Below are 20,828 nucleotides of genomic sequence, written 5' to 3'. Positions count from 1 at the left end.
GCCGTGCAACACGAAAAGTGGTCAAGGCTTTATGACAATCAAGCTGAGCCTTTCATGCCCAAACGCCACACCTACTCTTCGAGAGATAAAAGCCCTGCGTCACCGCCCGAGGATGCTGTATTGATCGTTAAAGTCGTCTCGCGCAGGAATCGGCGCAGATAATCGGGGCCGCCCGCCTTCGGCCCCGTGCCGCTCAGGCCGAAGCCGCCGAAAGGCTGGCTGCCGACAACGGCCCCGATCATGTTGCGATTGACGTAAATATTGCCTGCAGGGGCGCGGCGCGCGAGTTCGTGCATGCGTTCTTCTATGCGCGTATGCAGACCCATGGTGAGGCCAAAGCCGCTCGACTCGATTTCATCGACAAGCGCCGCAAAGCCCCCGGCGCGCCATGTCGCGACATGCAGCACCGGACCGAAAACCTCCTCGCGCAACTCCGAGACATGATCGAGCCGAACGATATGCGGCGCGACATAGGCGCCCGACGCCGGCGCGACGCCGGCGTAAATGACGCGCCCCGCGGCCGCCTGCCGCGCGATATAGCGGTCGAGTTTCTCCTTCGCCTGCGCATCGATGACGGGACCGATATGAACGCCGACTTCGCGCGGATCGCCGATCCGTAGTTCCGCCACAGCGCCTATGAGAACCTCGAGGCAGGCCGAGGCGATCTCCTCCTGAACGCAAAGCACGCGCAAGGCCGAGCAACGCTGGCCGGCTGACCGGAAGGCCGATGTGAGAACGTCATCGACCACCTGCTCGATCAGCGCAGTCGAGTCGACAACCATGGCGTTGATCCCGCCGGTCTCCGCGATGAGCGGCGCAATGGCGCCGTCGCGCGCCGCGAGCGCACGATTGATATGCTGCGCAACCTCCACAGAACCGGTGAAGACAACGCCTGTGGCGCGCGGGTCAGCCACAAGCGCGGCGCCGACGTCGCCGGCGCCGGGCGAGAATTGCAGCGCGTCGCGCGGGACGCCCGCCTCATGCAACAATTCGATCGCCCTCGCAGCAATCAGCGGCGTCTGCTCCGCAGGCTTCGCTACGACGGCGTTGCCGGTCACGAGCGCTGCGGCGACCTGTCCAATGAAGATCGCCAGCGGAAAATTCCAGGGCGAGATGCAGATGAAGACGCCGTGTCCGAGGCGACGCAGCCGGTTCTCTTCGCCGGTCGGCCCTGGCAAGGCGGTCTCGCTGCAAATCATGCGAGCCTGGCCCGCGTAATAGCGGCACATGTCGGCCGCTTCGCGCACTTCGGCCAGCGCGTCGTCGAGCGTCTTGCCCGCTTCGCTTTGCAGCAGCGCGATGAAAGCGGCGCGCCGCGCCTCGATCATATCTGCGGCGCGCTCCAGCGTCTGCGCGCGAGCATCGGGCGAAGTCGCGGCCCATTTTGGAAAGGCTTGCGCTGCGGACGCCAGCATTGCCCGCACCGCGTCGATGTCCGCTTCGACGACTTTACCAATAGCGGCCCCATCGATCGGCGAAACGACATCGCGGGGCGCGGTTTTCGCCGGGGCGCTCGGTCGCGCGACGACGTCCTGCGCCCGCGCGTCAGCGATCAGCGCGGCGAGAGCGCTCCTGTCGCCGAATTCCACACCTTTCGAATTTGCCCGCAGAGGTCGGTAGATTTCCGACGGCAGCGGTAAACGCGGATGGCGCGCGCATTGTGGCGAGGCGATCATTTCCCGGGGATCCGCGACAAGCACGTTGTCGGGCGTATCCGGATCGGCGGCGCGCGCGACGAAGGAGGAGTTCGCGCCGTTCTCGATCAGCCGACGAACGAGGTAGGCGAGAAGATCGCGGTGCGGGCCGACCGGCGCATAGACGCGCACCGGCGCGTCGCCCTGTTCGCCCACCGCCGCGTAAAGCGCTTCGCCCATGCCGTGCAGCCGCTGGAATTCATAATCCTTGCGCAGGCCGGCGCGCGCCAATATTTCCGCGACCGTTCGCGCGTTATGCGTGGCGAATTGCGGATAGACGCGCGGCTCCTGCAGCAATTGCGCGGCGCAGGCGACGTAACTCAAATCCGTCATCGCCTTTCGGGTGAAGACCGGAAAATCATCGAGCCCGCGCTCCTGCGCGCGCTTGATCTCGCTGTCCCAATAGGCGCCTTTGACCAGCCGCAGCATGAAGCGGCGATCATGCGCCTTCGCAAGCGCCGCGATATAGTCGATGACCGCAAGAGCGCGCTTCTGATAGGCTTGAACGGCGAGGCCGAAACCATCCCAGCCCGAAAGCGAAGCATCGGAAACGACGCGCGCAATCACATCGAGCGAGAGTTCGAGCCTGTCCGCCTCTTCCGCGTCGATGGTGAAAGCGAGATCGCGATCCTTCGCCAGACGCGCGAGCTCCAGCATGCGCGGCGGCAATTCACGCATCACACGCTCGCGCGAGATCGCTTCATAGCGCGGATGAAGCGCAGAGAGTTTTACGGAAATTCCCGGCCGCGCCGGCAGGCTTTCGTTTCCCGCGCGCGCGCCTATGGCTCGGATGGCGTCGGCATAGGCGTTGAAATATCGCTCCGCGTCGCGCCCGTTGCGCGCCGCCTCGCCGAGCATGTCGTATGAGAAGCGCTCCCGCCGCCCCTGTGCGCGATCGAGCGCCGCCTCGATCGTCTCGCCGAAGACGAAATGCGCGCCCATGAGCTTCATCGCCTGCCGCGCCGCGCCGCGTAGAGCCGGCAACCCCAGCCGGCGCGCCAGAGCGGCGACGAGGCCGCGCGGCTCCCCGTGACCGACGATGCGCGCGGAAAATCCCAGCGCGAAGGCGCAGGCCTGCACCAGCAACGCGTCGGATGACGCTTCGTGATGCGAGAAATCTCCGGCGGCCAGCTTGTCGGCGATCAACTGGTCGGCGGTGGCGTCGTCCGGCACGCGCAGAAGCGACTCGGCGAGCGCCATCACGGCAAGGCCCTCTCGCGAGGAGAGCGAAAATTCGTGCAGGAAATCCTCGACTCCGCCCAGCGCGTCACGATGCTCGCGCATGCCCTGGACGAGCGCACGCGCTTTTCGCGCCACCGCTTCGCTCAAAGCCGCGTCGGGACGCATCTGGATGAAAGCGGCCGCGAAGCCTTGGTCAGGCGGCGCGTATGGCGCTGCGAAGGGCGGCGGGGCGGAGGAGAGTTTCGTGGTCATGGCGGCGGCGCGCCTTAATCGAAGCTATAACACTTCGAATATGGGGACGACGCTGCACTAACACAAATCATATTTGACGAACGGCGGCAAAAGCTTGCGTGACAATGACAGAAAAGCGGCGGTGCGCTGCGGCGGGACAAAAGCGCCGATGCACGCTGAGCAGGCCCCCGCCGATTTTTAGAAGCGCCGTTCGGTGGAACCACGCGCGCGCGGCGCGCCTCCGCCAATCAGATCTTGTCGCCCTCCGCGCCCGGCTGCACGCAGCGCCAGCGCGTAACCGTGACGTTCGGGTGTTCGCCCGACCATTGGGCGATGTAAGGCATCGCCTGCATCATGCAGTTGCGGGTCGAGCCCGTGGCGGATTCGAGCATGAGCTTGCGCTCGTCGCACGCGGCTGGCTGGGCCAAGGTGCAGACGGTGAGAATGAGTTCGACGAAATTCATCGCGCCCCCTTGCTTCAACGCCGCCGCCCGGACGGCGTTTGACTTTATGCAAGGGTAGTGCCGCAATCAGACCGGGGTCAATATCTCACCCTTGCCATAAACCGCCGTATCACCGCCAAATCGTTGCAGCTTCCCGGAAAGCAAGGTCGCGGCGGCGGCGCTGTCTTCCTTCAGGCTGCGGGCGAAGAGACGTGCGAAGGTCAGTTCATGTGCGCCGCAATCCACATAGGTAGGACCGAGGTCCGGGCGCCGGCCGAGAACGAGCGAGCCGCGCTTGTTGAGATAGCCGACGCGGCCAGATGTCTTGCCGAGCGCGACAATCGTTCCGGCGATGATGCGGGAGCCGAGGTCGTCGCCGGCGTCGCCTTCAATGATGATGATGCCGCGGCGCAGACGGTCGCCCGCCCGCGCGCCGGCGTTACGGCGTACGACGACGCGGCCGCCGGACATGCCGGCGAGTTCCCCGGCAAGCGGTCCGGCGAGCATCTCGCCGACATTGCCCTTGATCTCGATGTGCGCGCCTTCGTTGCCGGAGGCGGCATAGGCGCCAGCATCGCCGCTGACGGTAATCTTACCGCCCTTTGCGAGGCGGCCGATCTGCCCGCCCACATCGCCTTCGACATGAATCGAGAAGCCGGGCAGCAGTTTCGCGCCGACAAGGTCCAGACGCGACGAGCCGCCCTCATAGCGGATGTTTTGGAGGTCGCCTTCCGTGACCTTGAACACATCGCCGACTTTGGTAGAGGCGCGTGTCGTGCCGATTTCGATTTTCTCGATGTCGGCCACCGAGCGGCCCGCGAGGCGGTCGGGCGTCAACGCCGAGAGATCGACGCGCTGCGGCGGCTCCTGACGGAGTGTGAAGGTGAAGGGCGTCACGGCACCAGATCCTTCAGATGATAGTGGAACGGGCCGAGCTTGCCGCCGTAATTGCCGGCGCCGACGCGTTTCGCGCCTTTTTCCGGACCCATGTCGATGATGGCTTTCAGGCCCGCGCGCATCGCGGCGGAGACAGCGGCGTCGGTGAGTCCGTCGATGACGATCTCGAGCACGCAGCCGATGTCGGGATCGAGCGCGCTCCCGGTCACGCCGCGTAGCGTCGGGCAATAAGCGTCGTTCGTTGAGGCGCCCATCCCCTTGTATTGCGAGCCGACCTTGGAGCCCGAGCGCACGATGCCGCCGGGGAAAGGCTGGATGGCGTCGGGCACGGCGTCGATCGCCGCCACGGCGGCCTCGGTGGCGCGCATGGTCGACTCCCAGTCGGAGCCCATGATGAGCAGATTGCCGCCGCCGACCGATTTCTTGGTCAGGCCCACCTTGGCCTCACAGAAGAACTCGCCGTCCATCACCGGCACCCGCCAGAAACGGCGGCCGTCGACGACCTTGGACATTTGCCATTTGTCGCCGAACTGGCGGACGGCGTCGCCGACCTTGATCTCGAATTCGCCCTTCACGGTCGAATAGACCGCGGAGCCTGGACAGGTCAGGACGCATTGGCCGAGACGATTGACGAGCTGCTTTTCCGCGTCCTTGGAGGACATGGCGAAGAGCAGCGCGCGCACGCCGGGGCGTCCGTCCGGCGTCTCCTCCGGCGGGACCTCGCAGTCGATCCCGGCCTCGCAGCCGCAGCCGATGACGGAGGTCGCGAAGCCCGTCATGGTCTTCGCCGCCGTCATCGCCCATTTGGCGTTGGGTCCGGTGATGAGAATGCCCGTCCCGCTCATCGGGAAGGCTTCGGCGAAACTATCGTCGATGCGAACGCCGTTGCGAACTATTCCTTGCATGCAACCTCCGCAAAGGCGTCCTTGTTCGGCAGAGCGGCGTCCGGCACGTCGAAAATGGTGCGCGGCAGGCCGTAAAGGTCGTCATAATAGCAATCGAGACGCTTGACGATGTTCTGGTCGAAGCGCGGGCTGATGTGCAACGTCTTGCCGCGCGTGTAGCGCGTGACATTGCCGTCGCGCACGACGAGTTCGCCGTCCTTGAAGACATAGGCTGCGCGCCGGAACATGCCAGCGACGTCGCGGGACGGCTTGTAAACCGCAATATCCGCGATCGCGCCGACGCCGAGCTGGCCGCGATCCTTGAAGCCGAAGAGCTTCGCGGCGCCCGAGCGGCTCATCTGCGCGATTTCGTAATAAGTGTATTCGCGCGTGAGCGACGGCAGGGTCGTATGCTCCAGCACTTCCGTCGGGAGGCGCGACATGACCTGCGCGCGCAGATCGGCGCTCATCAGAAGCGCGAAGAGCTCCGGATAGGTCGTGAACGGACCGCCGTTGGGATGATCGGTCGTGAAATAGACCTGCTCGGGATCCTTGATGAGCAGGAACAGCTCCAGACCCGCAGCCCATTGAATGGCGTTGTAGTAGTTCGAGATCTTGTACTGGTATGGAACGATGCCGCCGCCGTTGGCGTCGCCATCGAAGATCGCGCCCTTCTTCGGAATCGCGCCCGGCATGCTGTTGAACTGCTTCAGCACGTCGGAGGAGATCGTCACCGTCTGCGAGAACATCACTTGGCCGACGTCGACGCTGACGTTCTTGTTGGCGTTGATTTTCTCGGCGAAAGCGGCCGCGGCGGAGGAAAAGCCGTTCTTGCCTTCCTTGCCGTAAGCATAAAACTGCACATGGGCGAGATGCAGCGGCAGGCCTTGCGCCGCGTCGATCGTGTCGAGCGCGGTGTCGATATTACCGGCGATGCCGAGGTTGTTCATATGCAGATGCAGCGGGTGATGGATGCCTACCGCCTGCGTCGCCTTCTGCAGCGCCTGGAAAATCTGCCGCGAGGTGAGACCGTAGAAAGGCACCACATCGTCGAGCCCGAAGGCGCGCATATTCTCCTTGAATGCCTCGACGCCGCCGGGATTGATGCACTTCAGGCCGAGGGAGCGCGTATTGCCGACGGTCTGCGCGACATAGTCGTTGATGGCGCCGTCGGACTCTCCGCTGCGCATCATGAGCAACAGGAAATCGTCATTGCCGAGAACCGTCAGCGCGCCCTTGTCGATGATCGGCACGTCGTTGAGTTCGAGATGCGTCTGCAGCGAGTGATGCGGCGCCATCGCCGGCTCGACGACGGTCGTAAACCCCATCTGCGCATAAAGGCGTCCCGTCTCGTAGCTCGACCATTTGGCCGTCGAGAGCGGCGTCTCCGCCAGGCGCGCGCGAATTGCGCGATGGAGCTCGGGCAGAAGCAGGCGCGCCGTATTCACGTTGCCGCCCGCGATGTGGGAATGGATGTCGATCGCCCCCGCCATGACGACATGGCCGGAGACATCGATCTCCTCATCCGCCTTGCCGCCTTCCGGCGGCGCAACGATGCGCCCGTCCTTGAACCAGACGTCTCCGATCGCGTCCTGCCCGGTGGCCGGGTCGACGATATGGCCGCCACGCAAAACTGTCAGCACGGCGCGTCCTCCGAAACATTTGCCATAATGGCGTCTATGACTTGAGCGACGGTCGGCGCGTCCGAGGGCGCCGTCGCCGCGCGCAGCGTCATGCCGCCGGTCTCCTGGGCCATCAGCACGCCGTCGTGAGTCACGCCGGGCTTGCCCACCTCGATGTAAAGGCTACGCGACGGCTCGGCGCCAGCCGGCGCCAGCGTGACCAGCGGAATGTCTCCACGCGACCACGGCGGCCGTTCGCCGTCGAAGGCGGAAATCCAAAGAGCCGCGTCAGCCTCCCCGCTGTCGACGAGACGCGCGGCCTCGAACCGCCAGGGGTCGTGCTCGGGATAGCCGCGGCCGAAACCCGTGCGCGGCGGAAATCCCGTCATCCAGCCCGCGACCTGCGTGACGCCGGATGCGCCCGCGCGGCCGCCGATATGAATGCCGGTGAAGCGCGTCGTTACATTGAGGTCGGTGACCAGCGCCTGCAGCATTTCGACGGTCAGCGCATCGAGCCCCGACGCGGCGGCCCAGACGAAGCAGCCGAAATGAGCGCCTTTCAGCGTTTCGGCGACGCCGTCGATCAATTCGACCTTCGCGTGTTCGAGCGCCACGGGGCGGCCGCCGACGCGGGCGCGCCACGCCGCCAGCACACCCGGAATTTCGTGGAGCGCCGCAGGAATGACCTTTGCGGCGACATTGGCGGCTTCGTCCGGTTCGGGACCGATCCAGATGACCTTGCGCGGATGACCCGCCTGCGAGCCGTGGCGCGGCGGCTGACCGAGCGCGAGACGCTCCAGCATCCCCGGCCAGATGCGCGTGAGGCCGGGGCCGACCAGAACAACGACGTCAGAGCGCACCCGAGCCTCGTTCGGGGTCGTCGTGAACATGCCGAAGGAGCGCTTCACGTCGAGATCGACCAGCGAATCGCTCGAGGCCATGTGATCGAAAGCGCCGCGCAGACGCTCGGCGAGAAGAATCGCCGCACGCGCGCCCGGAACGTCAGCTCCGAGGCCGGCCACGAGCGGAAAATTCGCGCCGCCGAGAATGCGGGCGGCCTGACGATAGGCGTCTTCAAGCGCAATAGCTTTGCCGTCGAGCGTCGCCTTGCTCATTCGCTTCCTGCCCCATGCCGCGTTCGAGAGCGGCCGTTATCCTTGAGCCCGCGCGCGCCGATGCGCTTCGCCGAAGCCGACCCTGCATAGCAGAAAGCCGAAGGAAAACTCTATGTTTTTGTTTTAACGCGCTTCCCGCCGGGTTGGCGCGCAACACGGCGGGGCGCTCTTATGCCTAGCAGCCGTTACGTCCCGTGTCGAGACGCCAGCGCGTCGCATTTCACAAGCGAAGTTCAGCGAGGAAGGAAGACGAAGCCCTGCTTCTCGAAGGCCGCTTTACCCGCCGCGCTCTTCAGAAAAGCGACGAAGCGGCGCGCGGGCTCCCCCGCCTTCGTCGTCGCAGCGAGCGGATAGACGATCCTGGGGTGAGAGTCGGAGGGGAAGGAAGCGACGACCTTCACCTTCGGCTCCGCGCGCGCGTCGGTTGCATAGACGACGCCCAGCGGCGCCTCGCCGCGCGCGACGAAGAGCAAGGCGTTGCGCACATTGTCGGCGAAGGCGGCGCGCGACTCCATTGCGCTCCAGAGGCCAAGTTTTTCAAAAGCCGCGCGTCCATATTTGCCGGCGGGAACGGAAAGCGGGTCGCCCATGGCGATGCGCCCGCCGTCGAGCGCGCCGAGAATCGCTCCCTGCTTAAGCGCGAGCTTGTCGAAAGCGGCCGTCTTCGGCGCAACCAGCACAAGACTGTTGCCGAGAAGATCGACGCGCGTTGCCGGGTCGATCAGCTTGCGCTCGGCGAGATAGTCCATTGACGCTGCGTCGGCGGAGACGAAGACGTCGGCCGGCGCGCCCGCCTCGATCTGCTTGGCGAGGGTGAGCGACGCGGCGTAGCTGATTCTCGCGTCTACGCCCGTTTTCGACTTGAATGCGGCGGCCGCCTCGTCGAGCGCATTCTTGACGCTCGCCGCGGCGAAGACCGTTATGGCCTCGGGGGTTCCGCTCGAAGCGGTACCTGCCGAGAGAAAAAGCGCGGCCCCCGCCGCGGCGATCGTCCAGCGTCGCGTCGGATGGCGCATGACACCCCTGCTTGTTTGAAATTTCAGTCCGCAGCGACCATGACGTCCGACGACTTGATGATCGCCTTCACCTTGGCGCCCGCCTTCAGGCCCAAGTCCTCAACCGACTCATTGGTGATGGAGGCGGTGACCGTCAGGCCGTTCACATCGATCGTGACATGAGCGGTGGTCGATCCCTTGACCACCGCCTTGACGACGCCGTCGAATGCGTTGCGGGCGGATATTTTCATCTGTGCTGGCTCCCTGCATGGAATCGCGTGGTCGGGCCATCGCTATATAAGCTTACTTCCGAACGGTTCTTGAGCAAGCACAAAGATGCGGCGCCGCGCTCGCCGCCGCGTTGAAATTCATTGGATCCCGAGCGGCGCAGTAACGAACCGCGCCTCGCGTTCGGCCTGCTTCAGCCGCACGGCCTCCACGACGGCGCGCGCGATGCGTTGGCCGCGCTCGTCGATTCCCTTCCAGGCCGCGGCGCGGCCGCGCGGGTCGATCTCCAGAAGCTTTGCGCCGACAAAAGCGCTCAGGCCGTCGCGCACCACGCCGCGCAGGACGCCATCGCGTGGCGCAGTCACCGGCGTTCCGCCAAGCCGGCCGATCACCATTCCCCGGAAGACCCGCGCGCCGATGTCGAGCGCCGTATGCCAGGGGGCGTCGAAATCCGCATAGACAAATCGCTCTGCGCCCACCCCGCCGAGTTCGCGCGGGGAGTGGTCGCCCGGCTCCGTCTCGCCGCGCTGCAGGATTCGTCCGACATGATCCGGTCTGGTCTCGATCGCGATGTCGCAATTGATTCCCACAGCGAAATTGGGGCCGAGGCCCACCGTCACGCGGGCGATATGCCGCCAGTCCGGCGTCACGGAATATTTTTGCATGCGGGCGTCGATCAGCGCGTCGGGCAAGCGAAGCGCAATCAGATCGCTGACGGTCAGCGGCGTAACGGCGACGGCCTCAGGATCATCCAGCGCGGCAAATATTTCGGCTGAGCTTTCCGCTCGTCGTCCCTCGACGCCGGCGAGCGCGATTCGCTCGCCGAACAATGTGTCGTGATACGCCATGCCCCTGCGGATTACCGGGGGGAACCGGTCGTGCGAGAGGACGCAGGCGTATCCCGCCCTGCGCATGCTTACGGCGACGGCCGAGGCGATTTCGTTCGTACCGAGAATGAGCGCCGTGGGACGCGCGATGCGCCTCGAATGATTCATTTGCCCTGCTCCCCCTCCTCGGCGATCGAGGCCAGGCCAGCAAGTTTTGCGCCGCATCATCTATTTTCATAAAATTTATTAAAATCAGTTACTTGCAAAAAGACGCCCCGGCGTCTCCGTAGCCGATTGTCAGGAAGCCGACACGCCGCCCGTTTGCCGAAACTTCCCGCTTTCGACGTTCAAAAAAGCTGAATTGCACGGGGCCGGTGATCATGGTAACAATCCGCCGAGCTAAACCCTGCCCTGTCGAAAGACCCAACGAGCAGGAAGCGGCTGCAGAGAGCTTTAAACGGAGGAAATGCAATGGCCTGGACCACCCCTGTGATCGTTGAAGTCTGCGTCGGCATGGAAGTCACCTGCTACTCGTCCGCCGAAATCTAAATCTTCGGCGCGGATCGCCGCCTCGGGCGGGGTGACCGCAGTTTCAAAATCGAGCCGGCAGGAATGCGCCGCGATCGCGGTCTTTCCTTCCCGGCTCGATTTTTTTTGCCTTGGCGCCGGCGGCGTTTCAGGCTGAGAGATTTTCTTCGGAGGCCGATATGCGCAAATCAGTCACCATTGCTTCTCTTTGCCTTGCTTTCGCCGCGTCGCCGGCGAACGCCGCGCCGCCCGACGCGAAGAAACTCCTCGCGGACGCCAGGGAGAGGTTCGAGGCGCTGCCTGCAATCCCTGCGGCGAAGGACCCGGCCAGCGCCGCCCGGGTCGAGCTCGGTCGCCGTCTCTTTTTCGAGAATCGCGTGTCGATGGACGGCAATGTGAGTTGCTCGCACTGCCACCTCCCCGATAAGCAGGGGAGCGACGGCCTGCCCAAAGCAATCGGCGTTTTCGGCAAGGAAAATCCGCGCAACGCGCCATCGATTTTCAACGCGGCGCTGAACTTCCGGCAGCATTGGCGCGGCGACCGCGAATCGCTTGAAGATCAGGCTGAAAAATCGCTTCTCGGCCCGGCGAGCTTCGGCAATCCGGATCAGGCGACGGCGATGGGCAAACTGAAAGCCATTCCCGAATATGCGAGCGCGTTCGCCAGGGCCTTCCCCGATGACAAGGACCCGATCAATTCAAAAAATTGGGGCCTCGCCGTCGCCGCCTTCGAACGCACGCTGCTGACGCCTTCAAAGTTCGACGCCTTTCTTGCCGGCGACGTCACGGCCCTGTCGGCGCAGGAACAGACGGGTCTGCGCAAATACATCGATCTCGGCTGCGCCTCCTGTCACGGCGGCGCGGGGATCGGCGGCGACACGTTCCACAAGTTCGGCGCCTATGTCGATTACTGGCGGGAGACCGGCGTCTCCAACCCGGACAAGGGCCGCTTCGACGTCACCAAGGACGAAACGGATCTTTACGTCTTCAAGGTTCCGAGCCTGCGCAATGTCGCAAAGACCGGGCCGTATTTCCACGACGGCTCCGTCGCCGATCTGGCGAAAGCCGTGAAGGTCATGGGCAAGACGCAGCTCAATGTGACGCTATCCGACAAGGACGCCGCCGATATTGTCGCCTTTCTCGGCGCGCTGACGGGTCCGGTTCCCGCGAATTATTCGGCGCCGGAGCCCTATCCCGACGCGCCGGGCAAGTAAGGTCGCTCGCGAGCGCGTTGCGCCAACTGTCCCGCTCACGGAACCGGGGAGCGCCGCGCGTCACGCCAGCTTCTGCGCCAGGGCGATTCGCATCAGCTCCATCGGCGTGCGGGCGCCAAGCTTGCGCTTCATGATCGAGCAGCTGTTGGCGATGGTCTTGTAGGAAACCTGCGTCGCTTCCGCGATTTCCGCCATGCCGAGGCCCGATCCCAGCATGCGCAGGATTTCCAGCTCGCGCGCGGTGAGCGCGGCGAGGGGATTGGCCGCGCCGCCGCGTTTCTCGAAAGCAAGCTGGTTCGCGATTTTTGGCATGAGAAACACGCCGCCCGACGCAACTTCGCGCACGGCTTCGAGCAGCAGAAAGGGATCGTCGTTCTTCGTCACATAGCCCTTGGCGCCGGCCTCGATCGCGCGGGCGGCGAAGATCGGGTCATCGTTCATGCTGAAGACGACGATCAACGCCTGCGGTTTCTGGTCGAGAATGCGGCGCGTCAGCTCGAAACCCGAAACGCCCGGCAGGCCGATGTCGACCACGGTGACGTCGGGCTTATGCTCCACGAATGCGGCAAGTCCGGTTTCGGCGTCGCGGGCGTCGACGACGTCGATGTCGCCTTCGGCGGCGAGCATGGCGGCGCAGCCCGAAACGATGATCGGATGATCGTCGACGATGAGAACGCGCATCTTTCCTCCGGTGAAGATCGCGCGCAGATTGACCGCTGCGCGCCCATTCGTAAAGTCGCCTCTTTCTTGGAAAGAGGCCGATGCTTCAACCCCTGTCGCTGCGTGCGCGTCTGTCGCTACTGCTCGGCGCCGTGCTGACGGCCGGCCTTGCGCTCGGCTTCGGCCTCCTGATTTTGCATGCCGGCGCGCGCGTGCGCACGGAGGCCGAGGCCGCGACGCGCCTTGCCCGGGAACTCGTCGAAGCGACGCTTCCGCGTCTCGAGACGGCTCAGGATCCGCGGGCGGAGCTGACGAAAATTCTCGTGGACGCAAGGCGCCTGCGGCATGTGCGGGTTGCGCTTCAGGGGGCGGAGGCGCCCGAGCCGCAGGATCGGCGGGCGCCCGAGTGGTTCCGCGCCTTCGCCCTGCCCACCCCCATTATCGCCCGCATTGAAACGCCCCTGAAGGAAACGATCGTCATCGAAACAAACCCTGCGGACGAGATCGCGGAAATCTGGCAGGAGATCGTCTGGCTCGCGATTGGCGGCGCGGGTGTCGCCGCGGCCGCTTTCGGCCTCGTGTCATACGCTGTTTCTCGCACGTTGCGCCCGGTGGCCGCGCTTTCCGACGGGCTGCAACGACTGGAGCGCGGCGACCACTCCGTGCGCGTCCCGGCCGATGGGCCGCCGGAATTCGTCGCCATCGCCGAGCGCATCAATACGCTGGCCGCCACGCTGCAACGGCTCGACGACGAGAACCGTCGCCTCGTGCGGCGCATGATCCATGTGCAGGACGAAGAACGGCGCGACATTGCACGCGATCTGCATGACGAAATCGGTCCTTTTCTCTTCACCGTGCGCGCGGGCGTCGGAGCGCTCGCGCGCAAGGCGGCGTCGCCCGACGCAGAGCCTGCGCGCCTCGCGGAAGGCTGCGCCCGGATCGACTCTCAGATCGCCGCGCTGCAACAGGTGAATCGCCGCATTCTCGGCCGCCTGCGCCCGGCTGCGCTCGAGGAAATGGGACTCGCAGACGCTTTGCAGGCGCTGGCGCAGGGATGGCGGGAAACGCGGCCGGAGGTTTCGATCGAACTTTCGCTCGACGGCGCGCGCGGCGAGATCGACGAGACGATCGCTCTCACCGCATATCGTTTCGTACAGGAAGGTTTGACCAACGCCTATCGCCACTCGGGCGCGACGCGAGTCAGCGTGCTCGCGACGCGCGAAGGGGACAGTCTGCGGCTCGAGGTCAGCGACAATGGCTCGGGATTGCCGGCGGTCCGCGTCGGCAACGGGCTCGGCCTGCGCGGGATGAGCGAGCGCGTCGGCGCTCTCGGGGGCGAACTGGCGATAACGAACGATACGCAAGGCGGCGCGCGACTTTGCACAACTCTGCCGCTCGTTTTCGGTCACGAATAGACCGCGCCGAGGGTCGGGAAATTTTCCCGACTACGTCGGGAGAGTAGCCCTAGAAAACCGTTATTTTTCAGAAGTATGGCGCTTGTACAACAGCTCGGGAATATTGCGCCGCTCCCGCCCTTCGACGGGTTCCGGCGCGCCTTTGTCGGGATATAACGACTGACGACGAAGACACTGGAATCAGACCGACGACATGCCGTTCAACACTCGCATCTCACTTCTCGCCTTGAGCGCCGCGCTGGCCTCCACTTCCGCTCTTGCGCAGCAATCCTTGCCGACGATCGAGGTTGGCGGCGCGCCGCTGCGCTCGACTTCCCATCCGCCCGTCCGCGCGGGGGTCAGAGCGCCCGGCCCCCGCGTCGCTCAGGCCCCGACGCAACAGGCGCCCGCCGCTCCTTCCGCCGAGCCCTCCGAACCGGTCTCGCCGATCGTGCGCTATGCGGTGCCCACCGCGACCTACACGGTCTCCGGCAAGGACTTCCAGAATACGCGGCAGTTCGAAATGTCCTCCGGCATGCAGCAGCAGATGCCGGGCGTCATCATCAATGACGTCGGCGGCAACCCGTTCCAGCCGGAAATCGACTATCGCGGCTTCAACGCCTCCCCGATCGCGGGCACGCCGCAGGGCCTCGCCGTCTATCAGAACGGCATTCGAATCAACGAGGCCTGGGGCGATAACGTCAATTGGGACCTGATCCCCAACGTCGCCATCGGCGGCGCGGTCACCGTCGACATGAAAAACGGCTTCACCTGGCAGGGATTCGAACTCGACGGTCGTTTCGGTAGCCGCAGCCGCCGCCAGGGCACGATGCAATACGGCGTCCGTTCCGGCGACTTCGCGAGCTACATGGCGATGGAGGCCATGGGCGACAAAGGCTATCGCCAGTTCTCGGGCTCCAATGTGAAGCGCTTTTACGGCGACGTCGGCTATCGCGGCGAAAGCGGCGAAATCCATGCGAACATCACGCTTGGGCACAACAAGTTCGGCGCCTCGGGCCCTGCTCCGGTGGAGCTCACCTATATCGACGAAAGCGCCGCTTTCACCACGCCGCAGACTTACAAGAACACGCTGGCGATGTACGATCTCAACGGCACGTTCCAGCCGAGCGAGACGTGGAAGTTATTCGGCGACGTGCATTACCGCGCGTTCGACCAGGCGCGCGTCGACGGCAACACGACCGAATTCGAATGCGAGCCGGGTGAGGATGTCTGCGAAAACGAAAACGGCGGCGAGACGGGCATCCCCAATTACTTCAACGGTCAGCTGCCGATCGGCGCCATCGACCGCACATGGACGCGCTCGCGCACGATCGGCGGCACGGTGCAGGCGACCAATGAGGATCGCTACTTCGGTTTCCACAACAAATTCACGGTCGGCGTCAGCTACGATCACGGCTGGACGTCCTTCAGCGCCAATGAAGAGCTGGGCATCATCATGCCCAATCTCGTGGTTGGCGGCTTTGGACATATCGTCGAGGAGCCCAACAGCGCTATCTCCAGCGTCGCGGTAAAGGCGTCGAACGATTATCTCGGCGTCTACGCGCTCGATGCGCTCGACATCACCGACAGGCTGACGGCCACCGTCGGCGCGCGCTTCAATCGGGCGGGGATCGCGCTCTATGACATGCGCGGCACGGCTTTGAACGGCAATGGCGTCTTCACCCGCATCAATCCGATGGCGGGCCTGACCTACAAGATTCTCGAAAACGTCACCGCATACGCCAGCTATTCGGAAGCCAACCGCGCGCCGACGCCGCTGGAGCTGGGTTGCGCCGATCCCAACAGGCCCTGTCTGATCGACAATTTCCTCGTCGCGGACCCGCCGCTCAATCAGGTCGTGGCGCATACGATCGAAACCGGCCTGCGCGGCAATCTCGACGTGCCGACGTTCGTTCCCGCCGTCGCCGCTTATCTCCCTGGACGGCTCGACTGGAGCGCAGGCCTGTTCCGCACCAACAACTTCAACGACATTCTGGCTGTGCCCAGCACGATCAACGGCCGCGGCTATTTCACCAATGCGGGCAACACGCTGCGCCAGGGCGTCGAAGTGTCCCTACGCTACACCGACGAGCAACTCAGCGCCTACGCCAACTATACGCTGACCGACGCGACCTTCCGCTCGACGATCGTTCTCGGCGCGCCGGACAATCCGCTGGCGCAGCTCTGGGGCAACGGCTCCATCATGGTGACGCCCGGCGCCAATCTCACCTCCGTGGCGCGTCATCGCTTCAAGGCCGGCGCCGATTACGCAGTCACGCCGAAGTGGTCGGTCGGCGCCAATGTGGTCTATTCGTCCGGGCCATGAATTCGCGGCGACGAGATCAACATCGCCGGCACGCTTTCTCCCTCCACGATCGTCAACCTGCGCACGTCCTACCAGCTCGGCCCGAATATTCAGGTCTATGGCCTTCTGGAGAATGTCGCCAATTCGCGCACGCGCAGCTTCGGCACCTTCTTCGACACCGGGGATATATCCTTCCTCACTTTCAATAACCCCCGCATGGTCTCGCTGGGGCCGCCCCTGGGAATTTATGGCGGCGTGAAGATTACCTACTGACCTCGACAAACTGGCGGCCCCTCGGGGCCGCCCTTTTTGTCGCGGCGAAGCGTTCTGGAAATTCAGGAAATTACCCTCTATAATTTCGGGAGTATTTCCCGATAGTTCAGGAGGCTGATATGAATAAGTTGCTTCTCGTTGGCGCGATGTCGCTTGCCGTATCGATCGGCGCGCCCGTCGCGCCCGCCCTGGCCAAGAAAGCGCCTCCCGTCGCGGCGCTCGACACCGACAATGATGGCACCGTCGATCTGAACGAGCTCAACAAATCCGCCGAGGAACTGTTCGGCAAGCTTGAGACCGACAATGACGGGACGATCGACCGCAAGGAAATGCAGGGCCGAGTCACTCGCAAGGAATTCACCGCCGCCGACCCGGACAACGACGGCACGCTGACCAAAGACGAGTTCCTCGCCATGGTCGCGGCGATGTTCAAGGAAGCGGACCCGGACAATGACGGCACGCTCGACGAGCAGGAGTTCAAATCCGCGAAGGGCAAGGCTCTGCTGCGCGTGACGCGCTGACAATAGCACGGCGCGCGGGCTCTCCGACTTGATCCCGCGCGCCAAAGCGGCCATTTAGGGCGTCATGAAACGTCTTGCCGCCGCCCTCTGCCTCGCGCTCGCCGCCGCCCCCGTCGCGGCCGAGACGCTCAATGTGAAAGTCGGCGTGCTGCGCGAACAGCATTCGCGCGAAACTCTCTCCATCCTCGACATTCCGGCCGCGGACGACACGCTCGCCGGCGCGCTGATGGGCGCGGCCGACAACAACACAACGGGCAAATTCACCAACCAGTCCTTCGAGGCGATCGACGAAAGGCTCGACGACGGCGCCGACATCGCCTCCGCCGTGGACACGCTCGCAGACAAGGGCGCGCTTTTCATCATCGCCGATCTCGCGCCCGACCGCCTTCTCGCGGCCAGCGAGCGCGCCAAGGGGAAAGGCGCCCTGCTCTTCAACGTCTCCGCCGCCGATGACCGGTTGCGCGAGGAAGACTGCCGCGCCAATGTCATCCATGTGGCGCCCACGCGCTCCATGCTGGCGGACGGTCTTGCGCAATATCTCATCTGGAAGCAATGGCGGCGCTGGCTGCTGATCAAGGGCTCGCATCCGCAGGACGAATTGCTCGCGCAGGCGTATCGCCGCGCGGCCAAAAAATTCGGCGCGAAGATCGTCGAGGAACGCGTCTATGAAGACACCGGCGGCGGGCGTCGCAGCGACTCCGGCTCCGTGCAGACCCAGCGCCAGATGCCCGTGCTAACGCAGAACGCTCCCGCCTATGACGCGCTGCTCGCCGTCGATGAGAGCGAGGTTTTTGCAGGCTATCTACCCTATCGCACATGGGACGCCCGCCCGGTCGCAGGCTCGGCCGGACTTTATCCGACCAATTGGGACGCGGCTCACGAGCAATGGGGCGCGCAACAATTGCAGAACCGTTTCATGGCGACCTTTCGCCGCCTGATGAACGCGCGCGACAATGGCGCATGGCTCGCCATGCGCATGATCGGCGAAGCGGCCACGCGCGTGAACGCCGCCACGCCCGACAAGTTGCGTGATTTCATGACGAGCGGCGACTTCTCGATTGCGGCGTTCAAGGGCGTGCGCCTCACGCTGCGTCCCTGGAACCAGCAATTGCGCCAACCGATCCTTCTCTCGGACGGGCGCATGACCGTCTCCGTCTCGCCGCAGGAGGGTTTCCTGCACCAGACGACCGAACTCGACACGCTCGGCCTCGACCAGCCCGAAACCAAATGCAGGTTGAAATGAAGAAGACCATTTGCGCGCTGCTTCTGTCGACGGCCCTCGGCGCCACGCCCGCTCGAGCGTACAAGGCCTATGTGAGCAACGAAAAGGGCAACTCCATCACGGTCATCGACACCGACAAGCTGGAGGCGATCGACACGATCAAGGTCGGTCGCCGCCCCCGTGGCGTCGAGCTGAACAAGGAAGGCACGGAGCTCTATATCTGCGCCGGCGACGACGACGCGATTCAGGTGCTCGACACGAAGACGCTGAAACTCACCGGCAAGCTGCCATCGGGCCCCGATCCCGAACTGCTGGCGCTGAGCCCCGGCGGCGACATCATCTATGTGTCGAACGAGAACGACAATCTCGTCACGCTCATCGACGTCAAACGCAAGGAGCAGATTGGCGACATTCCGGTAGGCGTCGAACCCGAGGGCATGGCGGTAAGCCCAGACGGCAAGCTGCTCGTCAACACGTCCGAAACGACGAATATGGCGCATATCATCGACACGCAGACAAAAGAGATCGTCGCCAATATTCTAGTCGACGGTCGCCCGCGCTTCGCGGAGTTCAAGAAGGACGGCTCGGAACTGTGGGTGTCGTCGGAAGTCGGCGGCACGATTTCGATCATCGATCCACAAAAGCGCACGTTGAAGCAGAAGATCAGCTTCGAAATTCCAGGCATGTCGAAAGAGGCGATCCAGCCGATCGGCATTTCGATTACGCGGGACGGAAAACGCGCCTTCGTCGCGCTCGGCCCCGCCAATCGCGTCGCGGTGATCGACGCCGCGACCAAGAAGGTCGAGAAGTATCTTCTGGTCGGCCAGCGCGTCTGGCACCTTGCTTTTACGCCGGACGAAAAATATCTGCTCACCGCCAATGGCGTTTCCAACGACATTTCGGTGATCGACGTGGCGAGCCTGAAGGTGGTGAAGTCTATCCCGGTCGGCGCCTTCCCCTGGGGCGTGGTGGTGGCGCCGCAATGAGCGAAACGCCGGCGCTCTCTATTTCGGGTCTCAGCCACTCTTACGGTCCGCGTAAGGCGCTGGACGATGTGAGCTTTTCCGTCGCGCCGGGCAGCTTCACGGTGCTGCTGGGGCTGAACGGCGCCGGCAAGAGCACGCTGTTCTCGCTGGTCACGCGCCTTTACGCGGCGCGTAAGGGCGAGATCGACATTTTCGGCGCCAATGTGATGCGCCAGCCCGCCGCGGCGCTACGCCGCCTTGGCGTCGTCTTTCAGGCGCGCACGCTCGATCTCGAATTGAGCCTGATGCAAAACCTCATTTATCACGCGGCGCTGCATGGCATTGGCCCCCTGGAAGCGCGGCGTCTCGGCGTCGAAGCGCTGGCGCGCGCCGGCCTCGCGGAGCGCGCCAATGACAAGGCGCGCGCGCTCTCCGGCGGCCAGATGCGCCGCGTGGAGATCGCCCGCGCGCTCCTGCACGGCCCGCGCCTGCTGTTGCTGGATGAACCTACCGTCGGACTCGACATCAAGGCGCGCGCCGATCTCCTCTCCCATGTGCGCAGCCTCGTGCGCGAGCAGGGTCTCGGCGTGTTGTGGACGACCCATCTCATCGACGAGATCGACGAGAACGATCAGGTCGTAATTCTGCATCACGGCAAGGTGCTGGCGACAGGACGCGCCGGCGACATCGTCGCGCAAAGCGGCGCCGCCGACATTGGCTCGGCCTTCGCAAGGATTACGGGCGCGGACGCAGAGAAGCTTTCGGCATGAGCGCAGGAAACGACATTTCGCAGCGTGGCTTCACGCTGCGCCAATACCTCATCTGCCTGACGGGCGTCGTATGGCGCGAGGGTCTGCGCTTTCTGCATCAGCGCGAGCGATTCATTTCCGCTCTGGTGCGTCCGCTGGTGTGGCTCTTCATTTTCGCCGCGGGATTTCGGCAGGTGTTGGGTATTTCCATCATCCCGCCCTACGAGACTTATGTACTTTACGAAGTTTATATCGCGCCCGGACTCATGGCGATGATCCAGCTTTTCAACGGCATGCAATCATCGCTGTCGATGGTCTACGATCGCGAGATGGGCAATATGCGCACGCTGCTCGTCTCGCCCTTTCCGCGCTGGTTCCTACTCGGGGCCAAGCTTTTCGCCGGTGTCGCCGTCTCGATTCTTCAGGTGTATGCGTTTCTTCTCATCGCCTATTTCTGGGAGATCGAACCGCCCACGAAATGGGGCTATCTTACCGTGCTGCCCGCGCTTGCGCTCGGCGGGCTGATGCTTGGCGCGCTCGGCATGCTGCTGTCGTCGCTCATCAAGCAGCTCGAGAATTTCGCGGGCGTGATGAACTTCGTCATCTTCCCGATGTTCTTTGCATCTTCCGCGCTCTACCCTCTGTGGCGCGTGAAGGAGTCGAGTCCGTGGCTCTATTATGTTTGCGCGGTCAACCCTTTCACTCATGCAGTGGAGTTGATCCGCTTCGCATTTTACCAGAAGATCGAATGGACATCCCTCGCGGCGGTCGTCGCTTATACCAGCGCGTTCCTGATCGCTGCGATCATCGCCTATGACCCGGCGCGCGGCATGTTGATGCGCAAAGGGGGCTGATGCGGCCTGACCACGGAGACGGGCG

General features: G+C 64.0%; 19 protein-coding genes. 9 read left to right on the top strand and 10 right to left on the bottom strand.

Annotated features, from left to right (window positions below; genetic code table 11):
- Nucleotides 1-71 precede the first annotated feature (71 nt).
- From putA to MET49242_RS02495, 9 genes are all read right to left on the bottom strand, one after another.
- Entirely contained in the window at nt 72-3,128 is a 3,057-nt protein-coding gene (putA, locus tag MET49242_RS02535) for a bifunctional proline dehydrogenase/L-glutamate gamma-semialdehyde dehydrogenase PutA (RefSeq protein ID WP_036280422.1), read from the bottom strand.
- A 227-nt stretch (nt 3,129-3,355) separates the two neighbouring features.
- The gene (locus tag MET49242_RS02530) at nt 3,356-3,571 is read right to left on the bottom strand and encodes a hypothetical protein (RefSeq protein WP_036280419.1); all 216 of its coding nucleotides are present in this window, start codon (nt 3,569-3,571) and stop codon (nt 3,356-3,358) included.
- A 66-nt stretch (nt 3,572-3,637) separates the two neighbouring features.
- A complete protein-coding gene (locus tag MET49242_RS02525) occupies nt 3,638-4,447 on the bottom strand; it encodes a formylmethanofuran dehydrogenase subunit C (protein ID WP_036280416.1) in 810 nt (269 codons plus the stop codon).
- Entirely contained in the window at nt 4,444-5,352 is a 909-nt protein-coding gene (fhcD, locus tag MET49242_RS02520) for a formylmethanofuran--tetrahydromethanopterin N-formyltransferase (protein WP_036280414.1), read from the bottom strand. The genes MET49242_RS02525 and fhcD overlap by 4 nt, the downstream gene beginning before the upstream one ends.
- Nucleotides 5,340-6,974 carry a formylmethanofuran dehydrogenase subunit A gene (locus MET49242_RS02515; RefSeq protein WP_036280412.1) on the bottom strand — a complete coding sequence of 545 codons (1,635 nt, stop codon included), beginning with the start codon at nt 6,972-6,974 and terminating at the stop codon, nt 5,340-5,342. Before MET49242_RS02515 ends, fhcD begins: the two co-directional genes overlap by 13 nt.
- The gene (locus tag MET49242_RS02510; protein WP_036280409.1) at nt 6,968-8,068 is read right to left on the bottom strand and encodes a formylmethanofuran dehydrogenase; all 1,101 of its coding nucleotides are present in this window, start codon (nt 8,066-8,068) and stop codon (nt 6,968-6,970) included. Before MET49242_RS02510 ends, MET49242_RS02515 begins: the two co-directional genes overlap by 7 nt.
- 233 nt (nt 8,069-8,301) lie before the next feature.
- Nucleotides 8,302-9,084 carry a molybdate ABC transporter substrate-binding protein gene (modA, locus tag MET49242_RS02505; protein ID WP_051133949.1) on the bottom strand — a complete coding sequence of 261 codons (783 nt, stop codon included), beginning with the start codon at nt 9,082-9,084 and terminating at the stop codon, nt 8,302-8,304.
- Nucleotides 9,085-9,107: 23 nt separating this feature from the next.
- Complete coding sequence (locus MET49242_RS02500) at nt 9,108-9,314, bottom strand: molybdopterin-binding protein (RefSeq protein ID WP_036280406.1); 207 nt, start codon at nt 9,312-9,314, stop codon at nt 9,108-9,110.
- A gap of 117 nt (nt 9,315-9,431) precedes the next feature.
- Nucleotides 9,432-10,286, bottom strand: a complete 855-nt coding sequence (locus MET49242_RS02495; RefSeq protein WP_036280403.1) for a xanthine dehydrogenase — start codon at nt 10,284-10,286, stop codon at nt 9,432-9,434.
- A 303-nt stretch (nt 10,287-10,589) separates the two neighbouring features.
- Between MET49242_RS02495 and pqqA the strand changes: the two genes are divergently transcribed.
- Both pqqA and MET49242_RS02490 read left to right on the top strand, forming a co-directional pair.
- A complete protein-coding gene (pqqA, locus tag MET49242_RS26505) occupies nt 10,590-10,667 on the top strand; it encodes a pyrroloquinoline quinone precursor peptide PqqA (RefSeq protein ID WP_084679284.1) in 78 nt (25 codons plus the stop codon).
- A 158-nt stretch (nt 10,668-10,825) separates the two neighbouring features.
- Nucleotides 10,826-11,860, top strand: a complete 1,035-nt coding sequence (locus MET49242_RS02490; RefSeq protein WP_036286611.1) for a cytochrome-c peroxidase — start codon at nt 10,826-10,828, stop codon at nt 11,858-11,860.
- A gap of 60 nt (nt 11,861-11,920) precedes the next feature.
- Here MET49242_RS02490 and MET49242_RS02485 read toward each other — a convergent pair whose 3' ends face one another.
- On the bottom strand, nt 11,921-12,541 hold the full coding sequence (locus MET49242_RS02485) for a response regulator transcription factor (protein ID WP_036280401.1): 621 nt from the start codon (nt 12,539-12,541) through the stop codon (nt 11,921-11,923).
- A gap of 80 nt (nt 12,542-12,621) precedes the next feature.
- Between MET49242_RS02485 and MET49242_RS02480 the strand changes: the two genes are divergently transcribed.
- From MET49242_RS02480 to MET49242_RS02450, 7 genes are all read left to right on the top strand, one after another.
- Nucleotides 12,622-13,935, top strand: coding sequence for a histidine kinase (locus tag MET49242_RS02480; protein ID WP_036280399.1), 1,314 nt, complete (start codon nt 12,622-12,624; stop codon nt 13,933-13,935).
- A 193-nt stretch (nt 13,936-14,128) separates the two neighbouring features.
- Nucleotides 14,129-16,240, top strand: a complete 2,112-nt coding sequence (locus tag MET49242_RS02475; protein ID WP_244430662.1) for a TonB-dependent receptor — start codon at nt 14,129-14,131, stop codon at nt 16,238-16,240.
- A 371-nt stretch (nt 16,241-16,611) separates the two neighbouring features.
- Nucleotides 16,612-17,013: an EF-hand domain-containing protein gene (locus tag MET49242_RS02470; protein ID WP_036280395.1), complete on the top strand. Its 402-nt coding sequence runs from the start codon at nt 16,612-16,614 to the stop codon at nt 17,011-17,013.
- Between the two features lie 64 nt (nt 17,014-17,077).
- A complete protein-coding gene (locus MET49242_RS02465) occupies nt 17,078-18,256 on the top strand; it encodes an ABC transporter substrate-binding protein (protein ID WP_036280392.1) in 1,179 nt (392 codons plus the stop codon).
- The gene (locus MET49242_RS02460; protein WP_144259437.1) at nt 18,253-19,221 is read left to right on the top strand and encodes a YVTN family beta-propeller repeat protein; all 969 of its coding nucleotides are present in this window, start codon (nt 18,253-18,255) and stop codon (nt 19,219-19,221) included. Before MET49242_RS02465 ends, MET49242_RS02460 begins: the two co-directional genes overlap by 4 nt.
- Nucleotides 19,218-19,970, top strand: coding sequence for an ABC transporter ATP-binding protein (locus MET49242_RS02455; RefSeq protein WP_036280387.1), 753 nt, complete (start codon nt 19,218-19,220; stop codon nt 19,968-19,970). The genes MET49242_RS02460 and MET49242_RS02455 overlap by 4 nt, the downstream gene beginning before the upstream one ends.
- Nucleotides 19,967-20,803, top strand: a complete 837-nt coding sequence (locus tag MET49242_RS02450) for an ABC transporter permease (RefSeq protein ID WP_036280385.1) — start codon at nt 19,967-19,969, stop codon at nt 20,801-20,803. The genes MET49242_RS02455 and MET49242_RS02450 overlap by 4 nt, the downstream gene beginning before the upstream one ends.
- Nucleotides 20,804-20,828 lie beyond the last annotated feature (25 nt).

The sequence above is a fragment of the Methylocystis sp. ATCC 49242 genome (assembly GCF_000188155.2).
Lineage (GTDB): Bacteria > Pseudomonadota > Alphaproteobacteria > Rhizobiales > Beijerinckiaceae > Methylocystis.
Note: the sequence above shows the minus strand (reverse complement) of the source record. Positions and strands in the feature narration are given on the sequence as shown.